Origin of the sequence: Reyranella humidisoli, from assembly GCF_019039055.1 — a bacterium.
In the GTDB taxonomy this organism is placed as follows: Bacteria; Pseudomonadota; Alphaproteobacteria; order Reyranellales; family Reyranellaceae; genus Reyranella; species Reyranella humidisoli.
On sequence record NZ_JAHOPB010000002.1, the window covers coordinates 836,045 to 852,164 of the forward strand.

The 16,120-nt window shown below is 64.7% G+C and carries 17 protein-coding genes; 10 read left to right on the forward strand and 7 right to left on the reverse strand.

Going from position 1 to position 16,120, the window contains the following annotated elements; genetic code table 11:
- Positions 1–28 precede the first annotated feature (28 nt).
- Positions 29–736: a response regulator gene (locus KQ910_RS22420; protein ID WP_216965414.1), complete on the forward strand. Its 708-nt coding sequence runs from the start codon at positions 29–31 to the stop codon at positions 734–736.
- A 484-nt stretch (positions 737–1,220) separates the two neighbouring features.
- Positions 1,221–2,291, forward strand: coding sequence for a recombinase RecA (gene recA / locus KQ910_RS22425; protein WP_216965417.1), 1,071 nt, complete (start codon positions 1,221–1,223; stop codon positions 2,289–2,291).
- A 189-nt stretch (positions 2,292–2,480) separates the two neighbouring features.
- On the opposite strand, the gene KQ910_RS22430 is transcribed toward recA, so the two are convergent.
- Complete coding sequence (locus KQ910_RS22430) at positions 2,481–3,176, reverse strand: YkgJ family cysteine cluster protein (protein WP_216965418.1); 696 nt, start codon at positions 3,174–3,176, stop codon at positions 2,481–2,483.
- Between the two features lie 56 nt (positions 3,177–3,232).
- On the opposite strand from KQ910_RS22430, the gene alaS reads away from it, so the two are divergent.
- Genes alaS through KQ910_RS22450 form a run of 4 tightly spaced genes read left to right on the forward strand, consistent with a single transcriptional unit; the run spans position 3,233 to position 6,965 of the window.
- Positions 3,233–5,902, forward strand: coding sequence for an alanine--tRNA ligase (gene alaS / locus KQ910_RS22435; protein ID WP_216965419.1), 2,670 nt, complete (start codon positions 3,233–3,235; stop codon positions 5,900–5,902).
- Positions 5,899–6,243 carry a hypothetical protein gene (locus tag KQ910_RS22440; RefSeq protein ID WP_216965420.1) on the forward strand — a complete coding sequence of 115 codons (345 nt, stop codon included), beginning with the start codon at positions 5,899–5,901 and terminating at the stop codon, positions 6,241–6,243. The genes alaS and KQ910_RS22440 overlap by 4 nt, the downstream gene beginning before the upstream one ends.
- A gap of 7 nt (positions 6,244–6,250) precedes the next feature.
- A complete protein-coding gene (locus tag KQ910_RS22445; protein ID WP_216965422.1) occupies positions 6,251–6,535 on the forward strand; it encodes a hypothetical protein in 285 nt (94 codons plus the stop codon).
- A 13-nt stretch (positions 6,536–6,548) separates the two neighbouring features.
- Positions 6,549–6,965: a hypothetical protein gene (locus KQ910_RS22450; RefSeq protein ID WP_216965424.1), complete on the forward strand. Its 417-nt coding sequence runs from the start codon at positions 6,549–6,551 to the stop codon at positions 6,963–6,965.
- Between the two features lie 67 nt (positions 6,966–7,032).
- Here KQ910_RS22450 and KQ910_RS22455 read toward each other — a convergent pair whose 3' ends face one another.
- Together KQ910_RS22455 and KQ910_RS22460 are read right to left on the reverse strand one after the other, a co-directional pair.
- A complete protein-coding gene (locus KQ910_RS22455) occupies positions 7,033–7,395 on the reverse strand; it encodes a PRC-barrel domain-containing protein (RefSeq protein WP_216965426.1) in 363 nt (120 codons plus the stop codon).
- 92 nt (positions 7,396–7,487) lie between these two features.
- Positions 7,488–7,781: a hypothetical protein gene (locus tag KQ910_RS22460; protein WP_216965428.1), complete on the reverse strand. Its 294-nt coding sequence runs from the start codon at positions 7,779–7,781 to the stop codon at positions 7,488–7,490.
- Positions 7,782–8,031: 250 nt separating this feature from the next.
- Between KQ910_RS22460 and KQ910_RS22465 the strand changes: the two genes are divergently transcribed.
- On the forward strand, positions 8,032–8,319 hold the full coding sequence (locus tag KQ910_RS22465; protein WP_216965430.1) for a hypothetical protein: 288 nt from the start codon (positions 8,032–8,034) through the stop codon (positions 8,317–8,319).
- A 28-nt stretch (positions 8,320–8,347) separates the two neighbouring features.
- On the opposite strand, the gene KQ910_RS22470 is transcribed toward KQ910_RS22465, so the two are convergent.
- On the reverse strand, positions 8,348–8,734 hold the full coding sequence (locus tag KQ910_RS22470; protein WP_216965432.1) for a nuclear transport factor 2 family protein: 387 nt from the start codon (positions 8,732–8,734) through the stop codon (positions 8,348–8,350).
- A 124-nt stretch (positions 8,735–8,858) separates the two neighbouring features.
- Between KQ910_RS22470 and KQ910_RS22475 the strand changes: the two genes are divergently transcribed.
- Complete coding sequence (locus KQ910_RS22475; protein ID WP_216965433.1) at positions 8,859–9,341, forward strand: Lrp/AsnC family transcriptional regulator; 483 nt, start codon at positions 8,859–8,861, stop codon at positions 9,339–9,341.
- Between the two features lie 6 nt (positions 9,342–9,347).
- Here the strand turns inward: KQ910_RS22475 and KQ910_RS22480 are convergent, their stop codons facing one another.
- Positions 9,348–10,577, reverse strand: a complete 1,230-nt coding sequence (locus tag KQ910_RS22480) for an LLM class flavin-dependent oxidoreductase (RefSeq protein ID WP_216965435.1) — start codon at positions 10,575–10,577, stop codon at positions 9,348–9,350.
- A gap of 168 nt (positions 10,578–10,745) precedes the next feature.
- Between KQ910_RS22480 and KQ910_RS22485 the strand changes: the two genes are divergently transcribed.
- Positions 10,746–11,381 (forward strand): hypothetical protein, encoded by a 636-nt coding sequence (locus KQ910_RS22485; RefSeq protein WP_216965438.1) that lies wholly within the window; start codon positions 10,746–10,748, stop codon positions 11,379–11,381.
- 66 nt (positions 11,382–11,447) lie between these two features.
- Here the strand turns inward: KQ910_RS22485 and KQ910_RS22490 are convergent, their stop codons facing one another.
- Entirely contained in the window at positions 11,448–11,612 is a 165-nt protein-coding gene (locus KQ910_RS22490; protein ID WP_216965439.1) for a hypothetical protein, read from the reverse strand.
- A 408-nt stretch (positions 11,613–12,020) separates the two neighbouring features.
- Between KQ910_RS22490 and KQ910_RS22495 the strand changes: the two genes are divergently transcribed.
- Positions 12,021–12,407, forward strand: coding sequence for a TIGR02391 family protein (locus KQ910_RS22495; RefSeq protein ID WP_216965441.1), 387 nt, complete (start codon positions 12,021–12,023; stop codon positions 12,405–12,407).
- A 133-nt stretch (positions 12,408–12,540) separates the two neighbouring features.
- Here the strand turns inward: KQ910_RS22495 and KQ910_RS22500 are convergent, their stop codons facing one another.
- Complete coding sequence (locus KQ910_RS22500; RefSeq protein WP_216965443.1) at positions 12,541–16,041, reverse strand: indolepyruvate ferredoxin oxidoreductase family protein; 3,501 nt, start codon at positions 16,039–16,041, stop codon at positions 12,541–12,543.
- Positions 16,042–16,120: the final 79 nt, after the last annotated feature.

The window sequence follows — 16,120 nt, forward strand, 5'->3', positions numbered from 1 at the left end:
CGTGTGCTAGGTTTCCGCCGGGGGAGCAATGGACAAGCGTCAGCACATCGTCGTCGTCGAGGACGAGCCGGCCCAGCGACAGCTCCTGCTCGATTACCTGAGCAAGCAGGGCTTCCGGGTCACCGGCTTCGAATCGGGGTTGGGCTTGCGCAGCATGATCGAACGCGAGCTGCCGGCGCTGGTGCTGCTCGATGTCGGCCTGCCCGGCGAGGACGGTTTCGCCATCGCCCGCTGGCTGCGCGAGAAGAGCGGCAAGGTCTGCATCATCATGGTCACGGCGGCCGGCGACACGGTCGACCGCGTGGTCGGCCTCGAGACCGGCGCCGACGACTACATTCCGAAGCCATTCGATCCGCGCGAACTGTTGGCGCGCATCAAAAGCGTGCTGCGCCGCGCAGGCGGGGCGGCGGCCTCCACGGCCGGGTCGCGCGTGCGCATGGGCCGGCGGGTGCTCGATCTCGACAAGCGGGTGCTGGTCGATGCCGACGGGACCGAGGAGACCCTCGCCGCTAGCGAGTTCGACCTCCTGAAGCTGTTCGCCGAGAATCCCAACCGTCCGCTGGCGCGCGACTGGCTGCTCGAAACGGTGGGCCATCGTGAGATGGAGACGTTCGACCGGGCCATCGATCTCAGGATCACGCGGCTCCGGCGCAAGATCGAGAAGGATGCGGCCCATCCCGAGGCCATCCGCACCGTGCGCGGCGTGGGCTACATGTTCGTGCCGCCCAAGGACTGATGCAGACGCGCGAAGTCGCCCGGCAGCTCCGGGCGCTCGGTGTCCGGCCGGGTGGTACGGATCTACTATCGCGAGAACGACCATTGCTGTCAGCGGTTCGCCCTGGCCGACGACTGGCCGCGGGCGAGGGGCCTGCAGGCCGAGGGGCCGGTCGGCCCTGGGCGGGCCCGGCTGTTCCGGGCACAAGATGTCGTAGGTCTGGTGGTCGAGGCGCAGCGGCCAGCGCCGTTGGCTTTTCTCCACGAGGCCGACGCCGGCTGTGCCGAGTGCGACGAGGCCCGGGCCAGCCTGTCCCGAGGTGGGGATAATCTCCGAGGAACATATCTAGAACTTGTGTCAAGAACATTAGTCCTATCAGAGAGTTATTTGTTCCATTGCCCGGTGGAACAAAATGGGTACATTGGCGCCATCAGACGTTCGAACCCTTTGCGGACTTATCCGCATTGCCGCTCCTGACAGGGGCATGGGAAGAAGGAGAAAGCCAATGTCGGCGATGCTCAAGGTGGTCGAAAAAGAAGGCATGGAAAGCAAGAACAAGGCGCTGGACGCTGCTCTCGCCCAGATCGAGCGCGCCTTCGGCAAGGGTTCCATCATGAAGCTGGGCCAGCGCGAGGCTCTGGAGATCGAATCGATCTCGACCGGCTCGCTGGGCCTCGATATCGCGCTGGGCATCGGCGGCCTGCCCAAGGGTCGCATCGTCGAAATCTACGGGCCGGAAAGCTCGGGCAAGACGACGCTCGCGCTGCACGTCATCGCGGAAGCCCAGAAGAAGAGCGGCTCCTGCGCCTTCATCGACGCCGAGCACGCGCTCGATCCCGGGTATGCCAAGAAGCTGGGCGTCGACATCGGCAACCTGCTGATCTCCCAGCCGGATGCCGGCGAGCAGGCGCTCGAGATCGCAGACACGCTGGTGCGCTCCGGCGCCATCGACGTGCTGGTGATCGACTCGGTCGCCGCCCTCGTGCCGCGCGCCGAACTCGAAGGCGAGATGGGCGATTCGCTGCCCGGCCTGCACGCCCGCCTGATGAGCCAGGCGCTGCGCAAGCTCACCGCCTCGATCTCCAAGTCGAACACGCTGGTGATTTTCATCAACCAGATCCGCATGAAGATCGGCGTCATGTTCGGCAGCCCGGAGACGACGACGGGTGGCAATGCGCTGAAGTTCTACGCCTCGGTCCGCCTCGACATCCGCCGTATCGGCGCGCTCAAGGACAAGGACGAGGTCGTCGGCAACGCCACGCGCGTCAAGGTCGTGAAGAACAAGGTGGCGCCGCCGTTCAAGGTCGTCGAGTTCGACATCATGTACGGCGAGGGCGTCTCCAAGAGCGGCGAGCTGATCGACCTCGGCGAGAAGGCCGGCGTCGTCGAGAAATCGGGCTCCTGGTACTCCTACGACGGCACCCGCATCGGCCAGGGCCGCGAGAACGCCAAGAATTACCTCAAGGAGCACCCCGAGGTCGCCAACGCGATCGAGAACAAGGTGCGCGCCAACGCCGGCATCCTCGCCAATGCCTTGATGGAAGGCGGTAAGGAAGACGACGAGGACGACGAATAGGGAACCCCGATCCCCTGTCTCCGGGTCCCTAAGGGCGGTACCGCATCCCACGCGCGGTACCGCCCATTTTCTTTGGGCGCCAAGGCGCCCAAAGAAAATGGGCAGTGGCAGGCGGCAGCGTATTCGCGGCTGCGCGAATGCGCGGGAGCCTGCACGGTTCAGAATAGACACAAATGGCGCAGCACTTCGTCAGGACTTCCGCGACATCCCCTTCAGGAACTTCTGGATCCACTCCGGTCCCGTGCGCCGCGCGCCGGTCTTCGGCCGCGTCTTCGCCCAGTCCATCAGCAGCGCCAGCGGGAACCAGTCCTCGCGTTCGTCCTGTAGTCCGCGCGCGGCCAGGGAGACCTTGGGCACCGGCACAGGTGTAACGCCTTCCTGCTCGGGCCCGGCGCAGAGTTCCGCAGGCGAGGTGACGAGATATTCGCGGCAGACCAGCGGCCGGTCCGGATGGATCGAGCAGCTTTCCTCCTCGAGGAACGGGCAGGGGATGCCCAGCGCGAAGTAGCCGGTCGACAGTTCCCGGTCGGGCCGGCCCTTGCGCTCCTTGAGATCGGCGGCAGCCAATGCCGCCCCGGCGGCGGAGAAGCGGGCCTCCAGCGTGGCGCGCCGCTCGGCCGGCAGGTTGGCCACGGTCACCATCAGCCGTTCAGCCTCCGTGCGCGAGATCGGCACGAGCTGGCGGCAGCAGGCGCCGCACCCCTTGCGGCAGGAAATGGCTTTGCCGGCTTCCGCCGCCGCGACGACCGTGTTCACCAGCCCCTGCAGGGCTGGGACGACGTCCGCGGCTGCCACCGGGCCGGTCGGCACGGTGATCGGATGGACGATCCTGAGGTCGCCCACGGAGAGGCGAAGAGTGGCGGTAGAATGGGCCTCGGCGGCCATTTCCCCTGGGTTCCCTGTTCTGGACTTGGCGGGCTGGCGCACGCTACAAGGCCGGCATGCAAAGCGTCAGCGAAATCCGTCGTACCTTCCTAGAGTACTTCCGCAAGAACGGCCACGAAGTCGTCGAGTCGAGCCCCCTGGTGCCTCGCAACGACCCGACGCTGATGTTCACGAACGCCGGCATGGTCCAGTTCAAGAACGTCTTCACGGGCCTTGAAACGCGCTCCTACTCGCGGGCGGCGACCTCGCAGAAGTGCGTCCGCGCGGGCGGCAAGCACAACGATCTCGAGAACGTGGGCTACACGGCCCGCCACCACACCTTCTTCGAGATGCTGGGCAACTTCTCGTTCGGCGACTACTTCAAGGAACATGCGATCGAGCTGGCCTGGAATCTCCTGACCCGGGACTACGGCCTGCCCAAGGACAAGCTGCTGGTCACGGTCTATCACACCGACGACGAGGCGGCCGGCCACTGGAAGAAGATCGCGGGCCTGTCCGACGACAAGATCATCCGCATCCCGACCTCGGACAATTTCTGGGCGATGGGCGACACCGGCCCCTGCGGCCCGTGCTCGGAGATCTTCTACGATCACGGCGAAGGCATCCCCGGCGGACCGCCGGGCAGCCCGGACCAGGACGGCGACCGGTTCATCGAGATCTGGAACCTGGTCTTCATGCAGTTCGAGCAGGTGACAAAGGAAGAGCGCGTCGCGCTGCCCAAGCCGTCGATCGACACTGGCATGGGCCTGGAGCGCCTCGCGACCGTCCTGCAGCACAAGCACAACAATTACGACATCGACCTGTTCCGTGCCCTGATCGAAGCCGCGGCGCACGAGATCAACGTCGATCCCGACGGCAAGCAGAGCGCGTCGCTCAAGGTGATCGCCGACCATCTGCGCGCGACCTCCTTCCTGATCGCCGACGGCGTGCTGCCGTCGAACGAAGGCCGTGGCTACGTGCTCCGCCGCATCATGCGCCGAGCCATGCGCCACGCCCACATCCTGGGCGCGCAGGACCCGGTGATCTTCAAGCTGGTGCCGACGCTGGTGCACGAGATGGGCGATGCCTATCCCGAGCTGTCGCGCGCGCAGCCGCTGATCACCGAGACGCTGAAGCTCGAGGAGACGCGCTTCAAGAAGACGCTGGGCACCGGCCTGAAGCTGCTCGAGGACGAGACGAAGGACCTGGGCGCCGGCGGCACGCTGAAGGGCGAGGTCGCGTTCAAGCTCTACGACACCTTCGGATTCCCGCTCGACCTCACGCAGGACGTGCTGCGCGCGCGCGACATCAAGGTCGACACGGCGGGCTTCGAGACCTCGATGGACGAGCAGCGCGCCAAGGCACGCGCGGCCTGGTCCGGCTCGGGCGAGACCGCCGACCAGGCGATCTGGTTCGACGTGCGCCAGAAGGCCGGCGCCACCGAATTCCTGGGCTACGACACCGAACGCGCCGAGGGCCAGATCAAGGCGATCCTGCTCGACGGCAAGGAAGTCGGCTCGCTGAAGGCCGGCCAGACCGGCTGGATCGTGACCAACCAGACTCCGTTCTACGCCGAGTCCGGCGGCCAGCAGGGCGACGCGGGCAAGCTGGTAAGCGGCAGCAACGAGGCCGAGATCAGCGACGTCCAGAAGATGGTGGGCGATCTGCACGCGCATCACGCGACGATCGTGAAGGGCGAGCTGAAGGTCGGCGACGATCTGGTCATGACCATCGACCCGGTCCGCCGTGCCCAGCTCCGCGCCCATCACTCCGCGACCCATCTGCTGCATGAGGCGCTGCGTCGCCATCTCGGCAAGCACGTGACGCAGAAGGGCTCGCTGGTCGCGCCCGACCGCCTGCGCTTCGACATCAGCCACACCAAGGCGGTGTCGGCCGAGGAACTGCGCCGTATCGAGGATGAGGTGAACGATCGCATCCGCCACAACTCGGCGGTCGAGACGCGCCTCATGACGCCGGACGAGGCGATTGCCGCCGGCGCCATGGCGCTGTTCGGCGAGAAGTACGGCGACGAGGTGCGCGTGCTCTCGATGGGCGGTGACCCCGAGGTTCCGGGGCGCGAGCGGTATTCGGTCGAACTCTGCGGCGGCACACATGCGCGCCGGACCGGCGACATCGGCCTGTTCAAGATCGTCGGCGAGGGCGCGGTCGCGGCCGGCGTCCGTCGCATCGAGGCGCTGGCCGGCAATGCGGCCGAGGCGCATGTCCGGCACCAGGCCGACCTGCTGGCCGAGGCGGCCGCTGCCCTCAAGGTCCGCCCCGAGGATCTGCCGGCGAGGCTCACGGCCCTGGTCGAGGGCCAGAAGAAGATCGAGCGCGAACTGTCCGATGCCCGCAAGGCGCTGGCGCTGGCCGGGGGCGGCTCGGGCGGCGGTTCCGCGGTCGACGAGGTGCGCGACGTCGGCGGCGTGAAGCTGATCGGCCGCGTGCTGAATGGGGTGCCGGGCAAGGACCTCAAGAGCATGGCCGACGAGTTCAAGAAGAAGCTGGGTTCGGGCGTCGTGGCGCTGATCGGCGTCGAGGACGGCAAGGCCTCGGCGGTGGTCGGCGTGACCGCAGATCTGGTGAAGACCCACAGCGCGGTCGAACTGGTGAAGGCGGGTGTCGCGGCGCTGGGCGGCAAGGGCGGCGGCGGCCGGCCGGACATGGCGCAGGGCGGCGGTCCTGACGGGACCAAGGCTTCGGACGCGCTGAAGGCCATCGAGACGGCGCTCGCGGGTGGCAGATGAAAGCGGCCATCGCCCTCGTGATCGCAGCGGCGGCGATGTCGGCCTGCGCGCCCAAGGATTTCAGCAAGGACGGCGCGACGGCCGAGCAGTTCACCCGCGACGAATCGCTGTGCCGCAGCCAGGTGCGGGCCCAGTCGCAACAGGAGCGCAACATCGACGACCAGCGTCGCGCCACCTTCTCGGCCGAGCGCGAGCGCTATGGCCAGCAGGGGCTCTACACCGACATGGCCAACCAGGGGTACAAGTTCAACTTCGAGCGCTCGATGGCCAGCTGCATGGAAGCGCGGGGCTGGGCGCCCAAGCAGAACGGGCCCATTCCGATGCCGAAGCTGACCTGGTGAGTCTCGCGTGCTCAAGGTCGTACTTCTCTATCTGGCCTGCGGGGCGGCGACCTTTCCTCTAACGCTGACGGCGGTGCGCGCGGCCGTTTCCGTCGCGGCTCCCGCGCGCGCGACGCCCGCTTTCCATCGGCGCCTCGACAGCGCCATGAGCTGGTCGATGACGGCGTGGATCCTGGGCGTGTTCGTCTTCTACTGGTCGGCCGTGCTGATCGAACGCCAGAAGCCCTGCAACGACCAGCGCACCAATCAGCTCACGATAGAGTGCAAGATCGCGCTGGGCGCCATCCGCTAGAGCGGGGTCCTTGATGTATATCGATCGGGTACTGCTCTCCATCGTCGCGGCGGCGATACTCGCGGGATGCGAGACGCGGGCGGAGCGGGAGGCGGTCTTCGACAATCAGCTGCGCGCGATGTCCGGAGCCTCGGAGGCGGGGCTGCTCGGCAGCATGGGCCGCATTCCGGACAACACGTATCAGCTGGAGGACGGCAACAGAATCCTCCAATGGAAATGGGACACGTCCTACATCGATCCCGGCATGCCGCCGATGTACCAGCGCTTCGGCGGCTGGGGATGGGGGTGGGGCGGCGGTCTCTGGATTCCGTTGGGAGGCATTCCGCCGACGCTGGTGCGCCAGGGCTGCATCGTGGAGTGGACGATGGTCGGCGGATCGGCGCAGGGCTATCGCTGGCAGGGGGCGGGTTGCCAGAAGGTCACCCCATGAGAAAGCCGGCCGACGGCCTCCGTCGGGAAGCAGCCGGCCGGCTCGCCGTTGAGCACGCAGCGGTTGCTTACCAGTAGCTCGGGGCGTTGTAGTACTTGTCGACCTGGCGGCCGTAATCCGGCGTCCAGCTGAAGGTCTCCGAATCGTCGAAGGTCGGCGCCCCTTCGAGCACCTTTTTGTCGAGGGCCACGACATATCCGCCCTGGCGCTCGTCGTACTTCAGAGTCGACCACGGCAGGGGATGGTGCTTCTCGCCAATGCCGAGAAAGCCGCCGAACGACATGACGGCGTAGATGGCGCGTCCGCTCACCTTGTCGATCATGATGTCTGCGACGGTGCCGAGCTTGTCGCCCTGGAGATTGTAGACGTCGGTACCGTTGACGCGATCGGCGGCGATCAGGTTCCTCGGCGTGATAGACAGGTCGGTCATCGCTCTCTCCGTTCGAAGGTGGGATGCCTCAGGAACGCAAGGCTTGCCCGCCCAGTTGCCGCGGATCGCGAAAAGGGATGGCGTGCCGATCGTCAGTCGGATGTCTTGTCGGCCGTCGTCTTGCGCAACCGCTCTCCAACCGCGGCGATCATCGCCTCGTAGGAAGAAACGTCGCTGGCGGTGCCGGCGCGGGGCAAGGCGCGATAGCGTTGGCGGCCGACTTCGGTGAGACGGGGAACCCCGGCATCGATCTCGACGAGAGACAGGGACGTCAGGCGCATGAGGTCGCGTGGCGCAAGATCCTTCATCGGAGAAATGCCGAGCGCGACACGGCGCAAGGTCACTTCCTCGTTAGGACTGAGTGGAGCGTCCAGACTGCGTGACATCGTCTTCCCCTGGATGCCACTAAACGCGCATTCGCGTCCCATGGGCAAGATCAACAGGCCGCACCCGTGGTGCGGTAAGCTTTTGGGCTGTTCGTCGTCGAACCTAGTGCCGATGTTGTCTCCCGGTTTGTGATTATCCTGCGACCAATCCGGTTGCTCTAAGGCATGTGAATTGTTTCTTGCATCCGGGTTGAAAAATTACTCGGGGCACGCTACCGAGTAGCAGTGGGAGTGCTTTGGGGAGAGAAGCATGGACAATGAAGCCGATGAAAAGCGCCTTCTCCAGAGACGCCGCATCTATCTTGAAGACCGGATGCCGGATGTCGTCGCCGAGATCGAACGCTTCGACGAGGAAGCCATTGCGCTCAAGGATACATTGTCGCGCAATCCCACCGGCGAACTCCTCACCAAGTCGCAACGCCGACTCAACTACGTCCGCCAGCGGCTTGCGATCCTGAACGCCGAGCGCGTCGATTCCAACGCCGAGCGCAACGCGATCATCAAGCAGCTCCGCGAGATGGCCGAGGGCGGATCCTAGAAATCGACGGCAGATACGATCGGGAGCGTCAGGCTCTCGTGTGGGCGTAAAATACCTTGCTGTCGATGATCCAGCCGCCCTCCCTCCACGTCATCACGAAAAAATCCGTGTAACGCGTACCGCGCCAGTTGAGCGCTTCCAGCCGGGCCATCGCGGCTCCACCGGCCGGATCAATCGATACGATACGGGCTTCCAGTCCGGGAGCCGGGCCGCCCTTGGCAACGGCATCGCAGAATTCGTCGAGGCTCCAGGTCACGGGCCTGCCCCCATAACTGCCGCTCACGCGGGCGCCCTCGGCAAAGGCCGAACGCAGCAGGGCGATGTCGCCGGTTCGGGCGCCGTCAACATAACGCTGGAGCGTCTGCGCGATCGCGCCGGTGACGGCAAAGCTCTCGATCTCGTCGTGTTGGGTCATGCAGGCCTCCTGTGATGGGGGGCTACAATCGGCCGATGCAGGCCGGCATGTCCTTGCTTTCATGCCCTGAGCTTCGGCACTCATTGGCAGGACGTTGCGAGAACAGCGGGCGGGGAGCCTGAGCATGCCAAAGGACGATCTCGACGCCATCGACCGGCGGATTCTGGCGGCGCTGCAGGCCGATGGACGCCTCAGCAACGTCGACCTCGCGGAGAAGATCGGCCTGTCGCCATCGCCCTGCCTGCGCCGGGTCAACCGGCTGGAGCGCGAAGGGTATGTCGAAGGCTATCGCGCCATGCTCGGGCGCAGGCGGATCGGGCTCGGCCTCACGGTATTCGTCGGCGTGAAGATCGACGGCCATGCCGACGATCGCGCCACGACCTTCGAGCAGGAGGTCGTCGCGTGCCCGGAAGTCGTCTCCTGCCACATGGTGGCCGGCGATGCCGACTACCTGCTCGAAGTCACCGTGTCCGACCTCGACGCCTATCAGCGCTTTCTCGTCGGCAAGCTCCTGAACCTGCCGCTGGTTCGCGAAGTCAAGAGCACCATCGCGATCCAGACCCTGAAGGCAGGCGGGGCGCTACCGCTGGAGCACCTGGCCCCGTAGGCGGCCTCACTCGGCGGCGCGCACGCCCTGCGTCGCCGCTTGAGTTCCCGGTGCGATGCCCTTCATCGTGCCGCCGTAGCGGTCGGTGAAAGCGGTCGTGTCGATCTCCGCCAGGTCGATCTCGCGGTTGAGCACGCGCTCCTTCCACTTCAGCAACTCGGGATGCGCGCCCTGAAACTCGGGCATGACTTCCTTCGCGAACAGCTCCAGCGATTCGCAGATGTCCTCGTGGCGGTTCTTGCCGGCCTGGTTCAGCAGGACGACCTGGTCGATGTTCGACTCCTGGAACTTCTTCAGCTTGCGCCGGATCGTGTCCGGCGAGCCGATCAGGCCGCCGCGCAGCGAGGCCGCGTGCTGCTCCGGATTGGCCTTCTTCCACTTCTCGTACTCTTCCCACATGTTGACCGTGCCGGCGGCCGGCCGGCGCCGGTCGGCCGATTGGCCGTAGAAGCGCAGCGCGAACTGGAAGAACGTGTCGCCGTCGGCGCGGGCGCGCGCCTCCTCGTCGGTCTTGGCACACATGAAGAAGCTGACCAGCGCGATGTTGGGATTGGTCTTGTAGTCGGCGAGCTTCTTTTGCCGCTTCACGAAGGCGTTGTAGTAGGCGTGCACCCAGGCGTGCGCGGCGTCGGCCGAGACGAACTGGAAGCCGAGCGCCCCCATGCCCCATTCACCGGCCTTGGTCAGCGTCTGCAGCTGCGAGCAGGCGACCCACAGCGGCGGGTGCGGCTTCTGCAGCGGCTTCGGCACGACCATGCGCAGCGGGATGTTCCAGACCTTGCCCGCATGCTCGCTGGGCCCGTCCTTGAACATCGGCATGATGGCGCGGACCGCTTCCTCGAAGATCTCGCGCTTGTTCTCCATCGTGACGCCGAACGGCTCGAGCTCGGTGATCGAGGCGCTCTCGCCCATGCCGAACTCGCAGCGCCCGCTCGACAGAAGGTCGAGCGTCGCGACCCGCTCCGCGACGCGCGTCGGATGATTGGTCGTCACCTGGAAGATGCCGTGGCCGAGGCGGATGTTCTTGGTCCGCTGGCTCGCCGCCGCGAGGAAGGACTCAGGGGAGGGCGAGTGGGAATACTCTTCGAGGAAGTGATGCTCGACCTGCCACGCATGGTCGTAGCCCAGCCGGTCCGCCAGCTCGACCTGGTCGAGCGCGTTCTGATAGAGCCGATGCTCGTCTCCGGGCGCCCACGGGCGGGGCAGTTGCAGCTCGTAGAAGATGCCGAATTTCATGGTGTTCCTCCTGCAAAAGAGAGCATGGCGACGAATTCGGGGGACGCAATAGGGCATAGGACGCAATTTCGATAATCTGGACTCTCTTGGGTCAAACTCGACAAGCAAAATGTTGTGCTACCTAAAGTAGATGTTTTGGCGTCTTGGCTTGGTTGTGGGGAGAGGGAAATGAAATTTCGCGAGATGGCCTATAAAGCTGCTGGACGAGCAAACGCGGCCGTTGCTGGTGCAACTCGAAATTACATCGCTGGAATTTATCCTAGAGAGGAGGACATCACGGCGGGGCTAATAACACTCCTAACCAACAATTTTTCTGGTCGGAAATTCGCCGACTTCAAATGGTCTGCAAGAATTATGAATAGAGGACCTGGCAGTGCGAACCAGGAAGGTAAGACGGGGGCTGACATGTTACTTCATGTTAAGATCGACACGCCGACGATTAGCTACTCGAAAGGCGTTTTGATCCAGGCGAAACGTAAAGATGACGGTGCTGCGCTCGCGACCGCCGACCACACTGATCTTGTTAATCAGTGCAGTAAGATGTTGGATATTTCAGCGTCTTCCTTTGTCGTAAATTATTCCAAGAAAGGCATGAGATTTGCGTCGGCCAGCATAGTCAGAGACTCTTCTGATAAGGTGCTTTCAAATATGTGCGTCTGGAGTTCCCATCGTTTCTTCTTGGAGTTATTTCGCTGCCCCATAGGAGATCCGCGCATCACCAGCGCAAGGTACGACGCTCTTCCTGGTGTGGAGATAGTTGGTGAAGGCGCGTTGGATGGTTATGATTTCAGCGATGTGGACTGAACTATTAGCACCAAGACTTAACTCGAATTGGTCGCGGTTGCATATGCTTCTACTCCGCTGCCGCCTTCATCGCCTCCGGATGTGCCACTGGTAGAGAAGGTCGGCTTCCTTCTTCTTGGCCTTCTTCACAAGCGCGTCCCTCACATGGGCGCGGCCGCGGATGTCTCCGGGGATCGAGGCGAGGTCGCCTTTCTCACTGTAGTCGAGGACGAGTAAGTGGCGTTTGACCATGCTAAGCAAGTCCGGCTGGTCCACCAATTCGATCTCGTCGAGATCTGCATTGAAATTTGGAAAGAGCTTTAGTCAATGATGCTATCTCAGATTTTCCCAGACTTGGATGTAGTAGCAGCACTTGAGCAAGAAGAGCTCGGAGTACGATTGCTCCCATGGATTGCGCGGTTCCCCAGCGGCAATCGCGAGCTCGGTTGGGCGCTTCGCGAAATTAGCGAACACCATCGGGGTCCAAGGCAGTCAGAGATAGCAACCGCGATACGAGAAGCTTGGGCATGGCTAGAGGGTGCAGCGCTGCTGATCGAATCTCCAGCATACGTAAGTCCGCATCAGATTAGGGTGTTGAGTCGGAAAGCAATTCAGCTTGCGGCAACGCCGGAAGCTACTCGCATAGTAAACTCACGTCTGTTGCCCAAAGACAGCTTGCATCCAATCATCCGCGAAAACGTCTGGGCTCTCTTTCATCGAGGAAAGTTCGATACTGCGGTGTTTGAAGCGATGAAAGCTGTTGAGGTGGCCGTTCGGAGTGGAGCTGGTCTGACGGCAAAGGACGTTGGGACGGCACTTATGCGCAAGGCTTTTGACGCCGATTCTGGACCACTTGCAGATATGAACGTAGAAAGAAGCGAGCGTGAATCTCGGGCGCACCTTTTTGCTGGGGCAATCGGATCATACAAGAACCCGCACTCGCACCGGTATGTGGACCTCGACGACGCTGCAGAAGCAGCTGAGATAATTCTGATGGCCAACCACCTTCTTCGAATTGTCGACAGTCGGCGCGTTGAGCGAAAGTAGACCTAGCAGTAATTCTCAAGGATGACTCGGTGGCGGATCGCCGGATCGATCAGGCAACGGTGTTCAAGCAGAAATCGCAATCCTCTCGACGTTGTAGAATTAGTTACACCGAGATCTCCGTAGCGGCCTTCATCTACTCCGCCGCAGCCTTCATCGCCTCTGGGTTGCGCCATTGATGGAGCAGGTCGGCTTCCTTCTTCTTCGCCTTCTCCAGGTGCGCATCCTTCACGTGGCCATAGCCGCGGATGTCGTCGGGGATGGAGGCGAGCTTGATCGCCAGGGCATGGTTCTGCGCGGATAGCGTCGCCAGTAGCTTGTCGATCAGTGTCTCGTAGTCGGCGATCAGGCGGCGCTCGGTCTTGCGCTCCTCGGTGTAGCCGAAGACGTCGAACCTGGTGCCGCGCAGGCCCTTGAGCCTGGCCAGCATCCGGAAGGCCGGGAGCATCCAGGCGCCGAACTCCTGCTTGATGAGCTGGCCGGTCTGCGGGTCGCGGCTGGAGAAGAGCGGCGGGGCGAGGTGGAATTTCAGCTTGTAGTCGCCGTCGAACTGCCGGCTGAGGCCGGCCTGGAAGGCGGCCTCGGTGTAGAGGCGGGCGACTTCGTACTCGTCCTTGTAGGACAGGAGCTTCGAGTAATAGAGCGCGACGGCCTCGGCGAGGCCGGTCTGGCCGATCTTCGTCTCGGCGGCGCGTACCTTGTCGACCAGTGCCTTGTAGCGCTGGGCGAGGGCCGCGTTCTGGTAGCCGGTCAGGTGCTTGGTGCGCGACGCCACGATCTCGTCGAGCGTCTTCGGCTGCGTGCGGGTGAAGGCGACGACGTTGGCCTTGGTCTCCTTGGGCGCGACCATCTTCTCGACCGCGGCGCGGTCGTGGGCGGCGCGGCGGCCCCAGCGGAAGGCGGCCAGGTTCATCGGCACGGCGGCGCCGTTCAACTCGATGGCGCGCTCGATCGTTTCGTGCGCGAGCGGGATCAGGCCCTTCTGGTAGGCATATCCCAGCACGAACATGTTGGTGGCGATCGAATCGCCCATCAGCGCGGTGGCGATGCCGGTGGCGTCGAGGAAATCGACCCCGTCGGCGCCGGCCGCGGCCTCGACCGAGAGTTTCAGCGTGTTGGCCGGGAAAGCGAGGTCCGGATGGCGCGTGAACTCGCCGGTGATGGTCTCGTGCGTGTTGACGACGGCATGCGAGACGCCGGGCTCGAGGCTGGCCAGCGCGTTGGGGCTGGCGCTGACGACCAGGTCGCAGCCCAGCAGCACGTTGGCGCCGCCGGCGGCCAGGCGCACGGCGTGCAGCGCCTCTGGCGTGGCGCCGATGCGGACATGGCTGATCACCGCGCCGCCCTTCTGCGCCATGCCGAGCTGGTCGAGCACGGTCGCGCCCTTGCCCTCGATATGGGCGGCCATGCCCATGATGGCGCCGATGGTGACGACGCCGGTGCCGCCGATGCCGGTGATGAGGACGCCGTAGGGCTTGTCCTCGATCGATGGCAGGGTCGGCGCGGCCGGCAGTTCCGGCTCCGGCGCGGCGACGCCGTCGGTCTTCTTCGACGTCACCGCCTTGCCCTTCTTCAGCGTGCCGCCCTCGACGCTCACGAAGGAGGGGCAGAAGCCGTTCTGGCAGGAGAAGTCCTTGTTGCAGGAGGACTGGTCGATGGCGCGCTTGCGGCCGAACTCGGTCTCGACCGGCACGACCGAGAGGCAGTTCGACTTCACGGAACAGTCGCCGCAGCCTTCGCAGACGGCTTCGTTGATGAAGAGGCGCTTGTTGGGATCGGGGAAGGTGCCGCGCTTCCTGCGGCGGCGCTTCTCGGCGGCGCAGGTCTGGTCGTAGATCAGGACCGACACGCCCTTGACCTCGCGCAGCTCGCGCTGGACCTCGTCGAGCTGGTCGCGGTGATGGAAGGTGACGCCCGGCGCCCAGGGCGTGCCGACCGGGTACTTGTCCGGCTCGTCGCTCACCAGCGCGATGCGGCGCACGCCCTCGGCATGGACCTGCTGGCTGATCGTCCAGGGATGGACGTTGCCGTCGTGCGGCTGGCCGCCGGTCATGGCGACGGCGTCGTTGTAGAGGATCTTGTAGGTGATGGTGGTGCTGGTCGCGACCGCGTGACGGATCGCGAGATAGCCGGAATGGAAATAGGTGCCGTCGCCCAGGTTCTGGAAGACGTGCGGCATGTCGGTGAAGTGGCTGGCGCCGACCCACGGCGCGCCCTCGGCGCCCATGTGGGTGAAGGTCTTGGTGTTCCGCTCCATGCCGATTGCCAGCGTATGGCAGCCGATACCGGCCATCGCCATCGAGCCGTCGGGCACCTTGGTCGAGCTGTTGTGCGGGCAGCCGGAGCAGAAATAGGGGACGCGGGCCAGGCCGGCCTCGTTGCGGACCTGGCGGCCGGCGCGGCGCTTCAGCGCCTCGAAGCGTTCCTTCGTGCGGCTGCTGAAGGACTCGAGGCCGAAGCGGGCGACGATGGCCGAGGCGATCTCGAAGGGGGTGAGCTCGCCGTCGGTCTTGAGCAGCATCTGCCCGCGCTCGTCGGTCTTGCCGACCACGACCGGGCGGCGGTCGGCCGGGGCGTTGAACAGCGCCTCCTTGAGCTGCTGCTCGATCAGGTTGCGCTTTTCCTCGATCACGAGGATCTCGCGCTTGCCGGCGGCGAAGGCGATGGCGCCCTCGGTCTCCAGCGGCCAGACCATGCCAACCTTGTAGATGGAGAGGCCGAGGCGCTCGGCCTCTTCGTCCGCGATCCCCAGCTCGTCGAGGGCCTGGCGCACGTCGAGATAGGATTTGCCGACGGTGACGATGCCGAAGCGCGCGTCGGGACGGCCCAGCATCAGCCGGTCGAGCTTGTTGGCGCGCCAGTAGGCCAGCGCGGCGGGCTGCTTGATGGTGACGACGCGGCGTTCCTGGCCGAGCCAGTCGTCGGGCCAGCGGATGTGGACGCCATCGGGCGGCAGGACGAAGTCGGTGGGGGTGTGGATCTCGACGCGGTGCGGGTCGATGTAGACCGAGGCCGAGCTGTCGACCGTCTCGCTCAGGACCTTGAAGGCGACCCAGAGGCCCGAATAGCGCGACATCGCGAAGGCGTGCAGGCCCCAGTCGAGATACTCTTGGACGCCGGCCGGGTGGATGACCGGCATGCCGGCGGACATGAAGGCGGGCTCGCTCTGATGGGCGACGGTGGAGGATTTCGCCATGTGGTCGTCGCCCGCGAGGGCCACGATGCCGCCGTGCTTTGAAGTGCCGGCATAGTTGGCGTGCTTGAAGACGTCGCCCGACCGGTCGACGCCGGGACCCTTGCCGTACCACATGCCGAACACGCCGTCGTAGCGCGCGCCGGGATAGAGGTGGATCTGCTGGGTGCCCCACAGGGCGGTCGCGGCCAGGTCCTCGTTGGTCCCGGGCTGGAACTCGATGTGGCTCTTCTTGATGAACTTCTTGGCCTGCCAGAGGGCCTGGTCGAAGCCGCCCAGCGGGGAGCCGCGATAGCCGGAAATGTAGCCGCCGGTGTTCAGGCCGGCCGCGAGGTCGCGCTGGCGCTGCATCATCGGGAGGCGCACCAGCGCCTGCGTCCCGGTCAGGTAAACGCGTCCACGTTCGAGTACGTACTTGTCGTCCAGGGTCACCGCGAGGGGCATGGCAACCTCCCTGACATTTCAATATGGGGACGGTAGCGACGTTTGCACGCCGCAGGCAATGCGGAACGGGGCGACGATC